The 11783-nt window shown below is 71.5% G+C and carries 10 protein-coding genes; 7 read left to right on the top strand and 3 right to left on the bottom strand.

Going from position 1 to position 11783, the window contains the following annotated elements:
* Window positions 1-62 precede the first annotated feature (62 nt).
* Window positions 63-1733 carry a serine/threonine-protein kinase gene (locus WMF29_RS47950; protein ID WP_437326709.1) on the bottom strand — a complete coding sequence of 557 codons (1671 nt, stop codon included), beginning with the start codon at window positions 1731-1733 and terminating at the stop codon, window positions 63-65.
* A gap of 545 nt (window positions 1734-2278) precedes the next feature.
* On the opposite strand from WMF29_RS47950, the gene WMF29_RS47945 reads away from it, so the two are divergent.
* Window positions 2279-3409 carry a serine/threonine-protein kinase gene (locus tag WMF29_RS47945; RefSeq protein ID WP_437326708.1) on the top strand — a complete coding sequence of 377 codons (1131 nt, stop codon included), beginning with the start codon at window positions 2279-2281 and terminating at the stop codon, window positions 3407-3409.
* Between the two features lie 23 nt (window positions 3410-3432).
* Window positions 3433-4419, top strand: a complete 987-nt coding sequence (locus WMF29_RS47940; protein WP_437331254.1) for an NAD(P)H-quinone oxidoreductase — start codon at window positions 3433-3435, stop codon at window positions 4417-4419.
* Between the two features lie 13 nt (window positions 4420-4432).
* On the opposite strand, the gene WMF29_RS47935 is transcribed toward WMF29_RS47940, so the two are convergent.
* Window positions 4433-4921 carry a DUF2452 domain-containing protein gene (locus tag WMF29_RS47935; RefSeq protein ID WP_437326707.1) on the bottom strand — a complete coding sequence of 163 codons (489 nt, stop codon included), beginning with the start codon at window positions 4919-4921 and terminating at the stop codon, window positions 4433-4435.
* Window positions 4922-4958: 37 nt separating this feature from the next.
* Window positions 4959-6143, bottom strand: a complete 1185-nt coding sequence (locus tag WMF29_RS47930; RefSeq protein ID WP_437326706.1) for a hypothetical protein — start codon at window positions 6141-6143, stop codon at window positions 4959-4961.
* A 203-nt stretch (window positions 6144-6346) separates the two neighbouring features.
* Between WMF29_RS47930 and murA the strand changes: the two genes are divergently transcribed.
* The 5 genes from murA to sucD all read left to right on the top strand — a co-directional run bounded on the left by murA (window position 6347) and on the right by sucD (window position 11777).
* Complete coding sequence (gene murA, locus WMF29_RS47925) at window positions 6347-7615, top strand: UDP-N-acetylglucosamine 1-carboxyvinyltransferase (protein ID WP_437326705.1); 1269 nt, start codon at window positions 6347-6349, stop codon at window positions 7613-7615.
* The gene (gene hisG, locus WMF29_RS47920; protein WP_437326704.1) at window positions 7612-8247 is read left to right on the top strand and encodes an ATP phosphoribosyltransferase; all 636 of its coding nucleotides are present in this window, start codon (window positions 7612-7614) and stop codon (window positions 8245-8247) included. The genes murA and hisG overlap by 4 nt, the downstream gene beginning before the upstream one ends.
* A gap of 121 nt (window positions 8248-8368) precedes the next feature.
* Window positions 8369-9319, top strand: coding sequence for a hypothetical protein (locus WMF29_RS47915; protein WP_437326703.1), 951 nt, complete (start codon window positions 8369-8371; stop codon window positions 9317-9319).
* 284 nt (window positions 9320-9603) lie between these two features.
* Window positions 9604-10800 (top strand): ADP-forming succinate--CoA ligase subunit beta, encoded by a 1197-nt coding sequence (sucC, locus tag WMF29_RS47910; RefSeq protein WP_437326702.1) that lies wholly within the window; start codon window positions 9604-9606, stop codon window positions 10798-10800.
* A gap of 95 nt (window positions 10801-10895) precedes the next feature.
* Window positions 10896-11777 carry a succinate--CoA ligase subunit alpha gene (gene sucD, locus WMF29_RS47905; protein WP_272096863.1) on the top strand — a complete coding sequence of 294 codons (882 nt, stop codon included), beginning with the start codon at window positions 10896-10898 and terminating at the stop codon, window positions 11775-11777.
* Window positions 11778-11783: the final 6 nt, after the last annotated feature.

Genomic DNA, 11783 nt, shown 5'->3' with positions numbered 1-11783 from the left:
GAGCGGCCGCACGGTGAAGACAGACGGGGAGACGACGATGTGGAGTGTGGGGCGCTGGAGGGTCATCGTTCGATCTGGATATCCAGCGGCCGAGGAGAAGGGGGCGGGGGCGGAGCGTCGGGAGCGGGCGTGGGCCTCGCGGCCGGCCGGCCAGCGTAGGGGCGGGGCGCCGGGGAGGCTGGGGGCGGCGTGGGCGCGGCAGGCGTGCTCGTCGGCGCCGCCGCGGCCTGCTTCGTGAGCGTGGCGACCAGGCGCACGGACTGATCGGAGGGGCCCTGGACGATCGAGTACGGCTCGTACCCCTCGTGGCGCACGGTCAGCCGGCGTGGGTTGGCGCGCACGGAGCTGTTCGAGAGCGACAGCTGGAGCGGCGTGTTCCCGAGCGGCTTGCCGTCTTCCAGCACCTCGGCGCCGGACGGCATGGACTCGACCATCAGCACGAACGACCCGACGTCGGCGGGCGGCGGCGCGACCTGCGGCTTCGCCGGTTGCGCGGCGGCCGGCGCCGGCGGCGGCTCGCTCGAGCGCATCTGCGACATCGCGACCCCGATGCCCGCGACGGCGAGGACGCCCACCGCGACGAGCACGATGCCCTTGCGGCCCTGCGGCGCGGCGTCGGCCGGGCGCGAGGCGGCGCCGAGCGAGGCGTCGTCCACCTGCGAGGTCGTGGCGCCGGACGTCGACGAGGGCGACGACGAGCTGGCGGGGATCGCCGTCATCACGCGCACGGGCGGCATCGGCGTCGGCATCCTGCCGGTGCCGGTGGAGTCCATGGTCACGAGGCCCGTCGAGCCGAACGCCGGGGACAGGCCCATCGCCTGCGCGCACTCGCCGAGCCCGCGGATGAGGGCCTCCATGTTGGCCGGTCGGCCGTCCGGATCCTTCGACAGGCAGCGCAGCACGAACGCCTCGAGCGGCTCGGGCACGTCGGCCTCGGGGTTGCGCTCTTTCATCCGCGGCACGGGCTGCTGCAGGTGAGCGATCAGGATCTGGACCGAGTTCTGCGCCTCGAACGGGACCTTCCCGCAGAGCATCTGATAGAGGATCACGCCCAGCGAGTACACGTCCGTCCGCAGATCGACCTTGCCGTGCGAGATCTGCTCCGGCGACATGAAGCGCGGTGAGCCGAGGAACGAGCCCTGCTGCGTGAGCTCCTCCGAGTCGTCGGCGAGCACCTTCACGAGGCCGAAATCGAGGATCTTGACGAGCTCTCCGGTGTCCTCGCCGGGGACGAGCATGACGTTCGACGGCTTCAGATCGCGGTGCACCACGCCGTGCTTGTGCGCCTCGCGCAGCCCGCGGGCGATCTGCCGGGCGATGCCCATCGAGTCGGGCGCCGGGAGGCGGCCCGCCTTGCGCAGCCGCCGGAAGAGCGTCTCGCCCTCGAGGAACTCCATGGCCATGAAGTACCGCTCGGGCTCCATGTTCTCGACTCGGCCGTAGTCGAAGACCGTGACGATGTTCGGGTGCTGGAGCCTGGCGAGGATGCTCGCCTCGAGGAAGAAGCGCTTATGAAAGTTGGGGTCGATCTGATTCGATGAGTTCGTGGGCGTCAGGACCTTGATCGCGACCTGGCGCTCGAGCGCGATCTGCTCGCCGCGATAGATGACGCCCATGCCGCCCGTCGCGAGGAGGGAGTGGATCTTGAACTTCTGATTCAAGACCTTTCCCAGCAGCGGATCGGACTCACCGCTGGCCGAGGCACCGTCCGAAAGCTTCTCCGCCGTGCTCATGGCCTCTGTCTCTTTCCCCTTCCCATCCCGCTGGCCCCCACTGCTGGCAGTCGGGGAAAGCGTACCCCGAGCCCGTCACGCGCTGCCTAACGCTCGACTTACGTTCGACTTACGAACTGGTTCACGTGTTGGTCAACGTTCAGGTCGACGTGCCGCCGCACGTTCCGGCTTACGTTTTCGCTCACGTTCCGGCTTACGTTCTCGCTTACGTTCTCGCTTACGTTCTGATGCAAATTCTGGTACCCGCCTCGCCGCGACACCTCTCGCGCTCGTCGGGTTGGCTTTCGGACCGGCTGCGGCACGTTTGAGCCCAGCCTACCGTAAGCCGCGAGCCGATCCAACCCAGCTGCTGAAGATGACATGGGTTGGCTACCCAACCACACGCTGTGGGCGTGCTCCCCCGGCCGGGACGCTCGGTCCCTGAACGAGCTTGCTGCATGGGCGGATGTACCCGTACTCTGACCGGGTCCCCGATGCCGCCGCAGCACTTCATCCGATGCCAGGCGTGCGGGTTGCCGCACCCGTCGGACACCGAGAGGTGCCCGGTGCACGGCACGGCGCTCACGCCGAGCGTCGCCCCTCCCTCCTCGACGCGGGTACCGCCGACGAGCAGGGGCGAGTCGGGGTGGCCGGTGGACGGGCCGCTGCCGCCCGATATCGATCCCGATCAGCCGCGGCCGACGAAGGAAGCGCCGCTCGTCGGCCGCCTGCTGCACGACCGCTACCGCATCCTCGGCGTCATCGCGAAGGGCGGGATGGGGATGGTCTACGACGCGATCCACATCGGCCTGCGGCGCCGGGTCGCGATCAAGACGCTCCGCGGCCAGTACGCTCAGAGCAAGACGGCCATCGCGCGCTTCCACAACGAGGCCGCCGTCGCCGGCCGCTTCGGCCACCCGAACATCGTCGAGGTCTACGATCTGGGCGTGCTCGACGACGGCACGCCCTACCTCGTGATGGAGCGGCTCGAGGGCGAGACCATCACCGAGCGGCTCGCGCGCGAGCGCCCCATGCCCATTCCCGTCGTGCTGGACGTGGCCGTCCAGGTGCTCAGCGCGCTCGTCGTCACGCACACCGAGGGCATCCTCCACCGCGATCTCAAGCCGGACAACATCTGTCTCGTCGGCGGCGGCCGCGGCCCGCTCACCGTGAAGGTGCTCGATTTCGGCGTCGCCGAGGCGTTCAACACGGGGGCGGCGGCGCCGTCGATCCTCGTCTCGATGGCCGCCGCCGGGAGCCACGCGATCGCCGGTACGCCCGCGTTCATGGCGCCGGAGCAGGCGCAGGGCGTCCGCGATCTCGACGCGCGCGCGGACCTCTACTCGGTGGGCATGCTGCTCTACGTGATGCTCACCGGGCAGCTGCCTTTCAAGGCGCCGACGGCCGCCGCCCTGCTCGCGGAGATCCAGCGGGTGAAGCCGATCCGCCCGCGCATGCTGCGGCCCGAGGTGCCCCACTCGCTCGACGTCGCGACGATGCGCGCGCTCGCGCTCGATCGCGAGGAGCGCTTCCCGAGCGCGGCCTTGATGATGGACGCGCTCGAGCAGGTGCAGATCGAGGCGGCGATCGGCGGCAACGCGCCGGCCGAGCCGGAGGCGGAGCCGGTCGATCCGGACTCGGAGAAGGTGGAATACTTCTACCGGAAGAGCGTGCTCCCGCCGCCGATGGAAGAATGAACGGCGTGAGCGGCACATTGAAGATGCGCGCCGTCGTCATCCGCGAGCCGGGCGGGCCGGAGGTCCTCGAGGTGCGGGAGGTCGATGCGCCCGACGTGCCCGACGGGCATGTGCGTGTCGCCGTCCGCTTCGCCGGGGTGAACCGCGCCGATCTGCTCCAGCGGCTGGGCCTTTACCCGGCGCCGCCAGGCGCGCCGCAGGACGTGCCGGGGCTCGAGTACTCCGGCGTGGTCGAGGCCACGGGGAAGGGCGCGCGCCGCTTCGCGCCGGGCGATCGCGTCTTCGGCCTCCTCGCGGGCGGCGCCTACGCCGAGCGGGTCGTCGCGCACGAGCGCGAGGTCGCGCCGGTGCCGGAAGGGCTCACGGACGAGGAGGCGGCCGCGGTCCCCGAGGCGTTCGTGACCGCCTACGACGCGCTCGTCACGCGCGCCCGGCTCGCGCCCGGCGAGCGCGCGCTCGTGCACGCGGTCGGCAGCGGCGTGGGCACGGCCGGCCTCCAGATCGCCCGCGCGCTCGGGTGCTTCGTCGTCGGGACGTCGCGCACGCAGGACAAGCTGGATCGCTGCCGCGAGCTCGGGCTGCACGCCGGGATCGCGGCGTCGGGCGCGAGGTTCGCGGACGAGGTGCTGAAGGCGACCGGAGGCGCGGGGGTCGACGTGGTCCTCGAGCTCGTCGGAGGCGCGTACGTCGGCGAGGACCTCAAGGCGTGCGCGTCCAAGGCCCGCATCGCGCTCGTCGGGCTGACGGCCGGCGCGTCCACGGAGCTCGACCTGCGCGAGCTCCTCCGGAAGCGCGTCGAGCTCATCGGCACCGTGCTCCGCTCGCGCCCGATCGAGGAGAAGATCGCGGCGGCGCAGGTGCTCGAGCGGAACATCTCCCCGTGGCTCGCGAGCCGCGCCGTGCGGCCGGTCGTGGACCGGGTCTTCCCGATCGGCGATGCCGCCGCGGCGCATATTTACGTCGCCAGCAACGCGTCGTTCGGAAAGGTGCTGCTCCAGCTCGGCGGGTGAGCGAGCGCCGCGGTCACGCGCCGCGGCCGGTGAGCCGAGCGAGCGCGCCGGCCTCCGCGTCGTGCGCCTCGGCCTCCTCGGACGGCGTCCACGACATGTCGACCTCGAGGCGGTACGAGCCCTCGAACGCGTGCGGCGGCGAGCCGCCCCACTCCTCGGGCGAGAGCATCGAGAGGTAAGGGACGCCGTCGCCGCGCCGGTAGAGGTGATAGACGTGGCCGGGCCGCTTCTTGAAGTTGCACGCCGCCCGGTGGAGCTCGCCGTCGCGCTGCGCCGCCTCGAGGACCCGCCGCGCCTCCTCCTGGAGCGACCGGATCTGCCGCGCGATCTGCGCGAGCTTGCCGCCGGTGACCGCGCCGAGCAGCGCGTCCGCCTGCTGGATCTCCCGCGCCACGTCGACGAGCTCGTGCGGCGCGGAGAGCCGGCTCAGGGGATACGGCGAGGTGCGGGAGGGCCCCTCGTGGCGGCCGCCGCCGTGCTTCGTGTAGCCGTCGTCGCTCATGCGGTGCACGTCGTCATGGATCGTCCACGGCCCGGCGTCACGGGTCCGGGCACCCGTCCTCATCCGCGACGCCGTCCTCGTCTTCCTTCTGCGTCGGGCAGCGGTCCTCCTCGTCGACGACGCCGTCTTCGTCGTTGTCCCCTTCGGGGCACCCGTCGTCGTCCTGGAAGCCGTCGCGGTCCTCCGGGAGCTCGCGGCACTGATCGACGTCGTCCGGCACGCCGTCCTTGTCGGCGTCGTGGACGCGCGGGGTCCAGGCCACGGAGAGGACGGCGCGCAGCGGCGCGGTGCCGACGCCGCCGGCCAGCGCCGTCTCGACGCCGGCCAGGAACGAGACGTCGCCCAGCGCGTAGCGCGCGGCGAGGCCGAGCTCCAGCGCGGCGGCCTCCTGGCTCGCGAACGGCGCGATCGGCGAGAGCGGGAGGTGCCCGTGCGCCTCCAGGAAGAACGTGGCGCGCCCTTCCGGGTCGATGCCCAGGATCTGGGGCCGGAACGACAGGCCGAGGCCGAAGGGGAGCTCGTGGCCGAACACCGTGGGGCACGGATCGTCGCCCGCGGCGGAGACCGGGGTCGCCTCGCACCCGAAGCGGGCCTCGCCGGCGCGGAGCTTGACCCCCGCCGCGAGGTGCGCGCCGAACGCGATCAGGCGGTACTCGGCGAGGAGCCTGAGCTCGTTCGTGACGCCCCCCTCGCCCACGAACGACGCCTCGTCCCCCGTGGGCAGCGTGAAGCGCTCGTGCAGCGCGAGCGCGAAACCGCCGAGATCGCCGCCGACGGGCTGCACGAGGGTGAACTTGCCGACGAGGCCGAGATCGCCGAGCGCCTGCGCCGGGAGCCACGTGTCGCCGAGCACCCGCGTGGCGTCGGACGTGGGCTCGTCGCCGCTCTGGTGGAGGACCACGGGCAGCGTGAGCCCCACGAGCAGGCGCCGCGCGATGCCCACGCCGGCCGCGAAATCGGCGCTCGCCTGGTGGCGGATGACGTCGAAGCGGACCTTCCCCGAGGCGGGATCGCGGAGCACGAGGGGACGGTAGGCGTACGAGGCCCAGAGGCTCGCGCTCCACTCGCCCGTGTCCGGGGTCGCGGCGGGCTCGAGGTAGACGCCGGCCCCGGGGTCGATCGAGGCGCGGAAGCCGCGGAGATCGGCCGACGGCTGCGCGGCTGCGAGCGGGGCCACAGACGCGGCGAGCAGCGAGGACAGGGCGATGGCGCTCGGTCGCATGGCCGGTGGAGACTAGACCAGCGCACGGGAAGCGCACGGGAAAGTGGGCCCGTCGTCCGCCCGCCCCGCGCGCCGCGCCGGCCGCGCTCCGCGCTCGCGGCGGCGCGGCGGTCGACGCGGAGCACCGGGCGAAACACGGGGCGCGGCGCGCGGGCGACCCCCGAAACATCGCGTTCCGCCGCGGGTTGTGCGATAGCGGGGGCATGGACTCCATCCGGATCCGGGGCGGTAAGCCGCTCTCCGGCAAGATCCGCATCAGCGGCGCAAAGAACGCCGCGCTGCCGATCCTCTGCGCGACGCTGCTCTCCGATGGGGAGAGCCTGCTCCGCAACGTGCCCGCGCTGCGCGACATCGACACGACCTCGGCGCTGCTCCGGTTCCTCGGGCGCAACGTCGAGACCGCGCCGCCGCTCGTGAGGGTCGGCGCCGGCGACAACGTGCGGCCCGAGGCCCCCTACGAGCTCGTCAAGCAGATGCGCGCGAGCGTCATGGTCCTCGGCCCGCTGCTCGCGCGCTTCGGCCGCGCCAAGGTGTCGCTCCCCGGCGGCTGCCAGATCGGGACGCGCCCGGTGGATCAGCACCTCAAGGGCCTCGAGGCGCTCGGCGCGACGATCCGGCTGTCCCGCGGCTACATCGTCGCGGAGTGCAAGCGGCTCCGCGGCGCCGAGGTCGTGTTCGATCTGCCGACGGTGACCGGCACCGAGAACCTGATGATGGCCGCGGCGCTCGCGAAGGGGCGGACCACGCTGGTGAACTGCGCGCGCGAGCCCGAGGTCGAGGAGCTCGGCCGGGTGCTCAACAAGATGGGCGCGCGCGTGAGCGGCGCCGGCACGGACGTCATCCACATCGAGGGCGCGGACGAGCTGGAGCCGTTCGACCACGCGATCATCTCCGATCGGATCGAGGCCGGCACGTACATGGTCGCGGCGGCCGCGGCCGGCGGCGACGTGCTGATCGAGAACGCGCCGCTCGAGGATCTCGAGGCGGTCGCGGCGAAGCTCCGCCAGGCGGGCGTCGAGGTGGGCCGCGAGGGTGATTGCGTGCGCGTCCGCCGCGAGGGGCGGCCGCTGCGCGCCGTCGACGTCACGACGGCGCCGCACCCGGGCTTCCCGACCGACATGCAGGCGCAGTTCATGGTCCTGATGTGCCTCGCGCAGGGCACGTCGCGCATCGTCGAGACCATCTTCGAGAACCGCTTCATGCACGTCCCCGAGCTCTCGCGGATGGGGGCGCACATCGACGTGGACGGCCACACGGCGCACGTGCACGGCGGCGCGCCGCTGTCGGGCGCGACCGTGATGGCCACCGATCTGCGCGCGAGCGCGTCGCTCGTCATCGCCGGGCTCGTGGCGACCGAGGGCGAGACCGAGGTGCTGCGCGTCTACCACCTGGATCGCGGCTACGAGTTCATGGAGCGCAAGCTGGCGCAGCTCGGCGCCGACACGGTGCGCGTCGAGGGGCGGGCCGGATGACGAGGCCGCTCACCATCGCCGTCCCCAAGGGGCGGATTTTGAAGGACCTCATCCCGCTCGTGCGGCGCGCGGGCCTCGACAGCGCGCCCCTCGAGGCGAGCGATCGCCGCCTGGTCCGGCCGACGGCGGACGGCGCGATCCGGTACGTGTTCCTGAAGCCGGACGACGTCCCGACCTACGTCGAGTACGGCGCCGCCGATCTCGGGGTCTCCGGCCGTGACACGCTCCTCGAGCGCCGCCACGATCTCTACACGCCGCTCGATCTCGGCATCGGCCGCTGCCGCCTCGTCGTGGCCGGCCCCGAGGACACGCCGATGCCCGATCTGCCGCGCGTCGCCACGAAGTACCCGCGGATCGCCGGGGATCACTTCGCGAGCAAGGGCGTGGTGGCGGAGATCATCCCCGTCCACGGCTCGGTGGAGCTCGCGCCGCTCGTCGGGCTCTCTCACCTCATCGTCGATATCGTCGAGACGGGCTCGACGCTGCGCGAGAACCGCCTCGAGGTGCTCGAGACGGTCACGGAGGTGAGCACCCTGCTCGTCGCCAACCGCGCGTCCTACAAGCTGCGGAGCGACGCCATCCGCCCGCTGGTCGAGCGCCTGCGGGCCGCGACGGCCGGCGCGGGGCGGTGATCGCCGCGGGGGCGCTCGTCGCCGCTCGCTGATCGAGGCCAGCCGCCGTCCGGAGACCCACAGAGAGGAGGCCCAGCTGCTACCGCACCTCGCCGCGCTCCCGGCCGACATCGACACCTGGGTGGGAGGGGGGACCAGCGTCGTCGCGGGCGTGCACCGCGATGCGCCCGCAGCCCTTCGCTTCGACGCGCTCGCGCAGGCCGAGGTCGGGCTGCGGCTCGCGAGCGGCTCGCTCTACTTCCGGCTCGATCTCGACGTGCAGGCGACCACGGCGCCGCTCGGCCTGCCGGCGTTCGGGCTGCCGGCGTTCGTCTACCCCACGTGGTCCTTGGCGACGCCGGGGATCAAGATCGGCCCGCCCGAGTGGGCGATGCTCCAGATTGGCCGCGAGGATCACCACCTCCGGCTGGGCATCGTCACGCACCCGATTGGCATCGAGGACTGGGACGGCTGGATCAACACCTTCCCGACGACCTCGACCATGATCAGCACCGTCCCGGGCCGGATGCTCGGCGTCGAGCCCGGGCTCGTCCTCGGCGAGGGATACGAGATCAACCTCTTCGGCGGCTTCGATCTCGACGTCGACGCGCCGACGTTCGGCGCCGGTCTCACCACGATGCAGCCGCTCTGGTCGACCTGGTCGGGTATCGCGCTGTATCCGTCGATCGATTTCTACTCGGCGGTCGTCGCCCTGGAGCTCTACCCGGCCGAGGCGCTGACCGTGTCGCTCGACGGCAGCGTCGGGCTGGTCGGCGCGGCGGACGAGGCGGGAGCGATCGAGCTGAAGCCCTGGGTGGGAGGCGAGATCATCGCCAATGTCCTCCCGAAGATGGCAATCCATCCGAGCTTTCGAATCCAGGCTCTCCACGAGCCCGGGAGCGCCCTCTCTGCCTTTCTGTTCGCGCCTCAGCCGAGCGTCTCCGCGAGCGCCGGGCTCACCTACACGCCGTTCGATGAGCTCAAGATCAGCCTCGAAGGCAAGGTCTCCCAGGTCGAGGACGACGTCCTGTCCGGCCTGTTCGCCCTCGTGGCGCTCCGCCGACCTGAGCCGCCGCCCTACGCCGCCAAGTGAATCGACGGAAGCGGCGCTGTGGCGCCCTGATCCGCCCGCGCCAGGGCGCAGCGCCGCCGTCTGAGAGCGCCGCGGCCTGAGAGCGCCGCGCCGCCGCACTTTTCCATGGATGGGTGAGTCGGCGCGAAACACTCGAAACGTAACGTGCCGGAACGTAACGGAACGTAACGAAACGTAACGCGTGACTTCACACGCGCCCGCGCGTTCACTCCACCGACGTCCGTCGCCCCTGTTTTTCGAGTCTCGCGCTGGCGCGGCCTTGTGATAGGGTGGCGGCCCCTCTCATGAAAATCCACGAGTATCAAGGCAAGCAGCTCTTCGCTCGCTACGGAGTGCCGGTACCGAAAGGGGAGCCCGCTTTCCAGGCGAGCGAGGTGGCGCCGATCGCCGATCGGCTGATCGCCCAGACAGGCAACCCGGTCGTCGTCGTGAAGGCGCAGATCCACGCGGGCGGCCGCGGCAAGGGCGGCGGCGTCAAGGTCGCGAAGGGCGGCAGCGCGGAGGCGACGGCCCTCGCCGAGAAGATCCTCGGCATGCAGCTCGTCACCAAGCAGACGGGCCCCGAGGGGCAGAAGGTCCGGCGGCTCTACATCGAGCAGGGCCTCGACATCGCGCGCGAGCTCTACTTCGCGATGCTCGTCGATCGCGAGCGCCGCCGCATCGCGGTGATCGCCTCGACCGAGGGCGGCATGGACATCGAGGAGGTGGCCCACAGCACGCCGGAGAAGATCTACAAGCTCTTCATCGATCCGGTGCTCGGCCTCGCCCCGTACCAGGGGCGGCAGCTCGCGATCGCGCTCGGGCTCACCGCGAAGGAGACGCAGCGCCAGTTCCTGAAGCTCGTGGCCTCGCTCTACGCCTGCTTCACCGCGGAGGACTGCTCTCTGCTCGAGATCAACCCGCTCGTCGTGACCGGCGCCGGCGACGTCTTCGCGCTCGACGCGAAGGTGAGCTTCGACGACAACGCCGAGTTCCGGCACGCCGAGTGGAACGCGATGCGCGACGTCGACGAGGAGGATCCGGTCGAGCTCCAGGCGAAGCGGGCCGGGCTGTCCTACGTGTCGCTCGACGGCGACATCGGCTGCCTCGTGAACGGCGCCGGGCTCGCGATGGCGACGATGGATATCATCCTCCATTACGGCGGAAAGCCGGCGAACTTCCTGGACGTCGGCGGCGGCGCCTCGCAGGAGCAGGTGAAGACCGCGTTCCAGATCATCCTCCGGAGCGAGCGGGTCCGCGGCATCTTCGTGAACATCTTCGGCGGCATCATGCGCTGCGACGTCGTCGCGGCCGGTGTCATCGCCGCGGCGAAGGAGCTCGGGCTCAAGGTGCCTCTCGTGGTGCGCCTCGAGGGGACGAACGTCGAGGCCGGCCGCAAGCTGCTCGACGAGAGCGGGCTGACCATCCAGTCGGCGAGCTCCATGGCCGACGGCGCGCAGAAGATCGTCGCCGCCACGCGCGGCGGCAAGGCCGGCGCCTAGGGCGCCCGCGGGCATCGGGCCTCGAACCCAGTTGAGCAGCGAGCCAGCGGCGGTGGCCGAGCTCCTGTCCACGTTGAAGGTAGAGTAATCAAGCGATGAGCATCCTCGTCAACAAGGACACGCGGGTCGTCTTCCAGGGCATCACGGGCGCCTACGGGTCGCAGCACGCCCGCGCCTGCATCGAGTACGGGACGAAGGTCGTCGCCGGCGTGACGCCGGGCCGCGGCGGCCAGCGATTCGAAGACAAGGTGCCGATCTTCGACACGGTCGAGCAGGCCGTGCGCAACGAGGGCGCCGAGGTCTCATGCATCTTCGTGCCGCCGGTCGGCGCGGCGGACGCGATCACCGAGGCCGTCGATGCGGGCTGCAAGCTCGTCATCTGCATCACGGACGGCGTGCCGGTGCTCGACATGATCCGCGTCCGTCGCTTCCTCGAGGGGAAGCCGGCGCGGCTCATCGGGCCGAACTGTCCCGGCGTGATCACCCCGGGAGAGTGCAAGATCGGGATCATGCCGGGCCACATCCACAAGAAGGGCCACATCGGCGTCCTCTCCCGCTCGGGCACGCTGACCTACGAGGCGGTCGGCCAGCTGAGCGCCCTCGGCATCGGCCAGTCGAGCTGCGTGGGAATCGGCGGTGATCCGGTCGGCGGCATGGACTTCATCGACGTGCTCGAGCTCTTCAACCAGGATCCCGACACCCACGGTGTGGTGCTGATCGGCGAGATCGGTGGGACGGCCGAGCAGCGCGCGGCGGCGTGGATCAAGAAGAACATGAAGAAGCCGGTGGCGGCGTTCATCGCCGGCCGCGCGGCGCCTCCGGGCAAGCGCATGGGGCACGCTGGCGCGATCATCGCGGGCGGCGAGGGCACGGCGGCCGAGAAGATCGCGGCGCTCGAGGCGGCGGGGGCCAAGGTGGCCGCTACGCCGGCGGAGATGGGCGTCGCGATGCAGGCGGCGCTGGCGGCGGCGCGCTGATCTTCT

Origin of the sequence: Sorangium sp. So ce381, from assembly GCF_051473845.1 — a bacterium.
Classification (GTDB): Bacteria; Myxococcota_A; Polyangia; order Polyangiales; family Polyangiaceae; genus Sorangium; species Sorangium atrum.
This window is presented reverse-complemented; position numbering and strand designations above follow the sequence as displayed.

Bases quoted from the DNA above. Each gene is read 5' to 3' on its own strand.
- sucD (WP_272096863.1), top strand. From the start codon at position 10,896: ATGAGCATCCTCGTCAACAAGGACACGCGGGTCGTCTTCCAGGGCATC.
- WMF29_RS47935 (WP_437326707.1), bottom strand. From the start codon at position 4,921: ATGAGCGACGACGGCTACACGAAGCACGGCGGCGGCCGCCACGAGGGG.
- WMF29_RS47940 (WP_437331254.1), top strand. From the start codon at position 3,433: ATGCGCGCCGTCGTCATCCGCGAGCCGGGCGGGCCGGAGGTCCTCGAG.
- WMF29_RS47950 (WP_437326709.1), bottom strand. From the start codon at position 1,733: ATGAGCACGGCGGAGAAGCTTTCGGACGGTGCCTCGGCCAGCGGTGAG.
- hisG (WP_437326704.1), top strand. From the start codon at position 7,612: ATGACGAGGCCGCTCACCATCGCCGTCCCCAAGGGGCGGATTTTGAAG.
- murA (WP_437326705.1), top strand. From the start codon at position 6,347: ATGGACTCCATCCGGATCCGGGGCGGTAAGCCGCTCTCCGGCAAGATC.
- WMF29_RS47930 (WP_437326706.1), bottom strand. From the start codon at position 6,143: ATGCGACCGAGCGCCATCGCCCTGTCCTCGCTGCTCGCCGCGTCTGTG.
- sucC (WP_437326702.1), top strand. From the start codon at position 9,604: ATGAAAATCCACGAGTATCAAGGCAAGCAGCTCTTCGCTCGCTACGGA.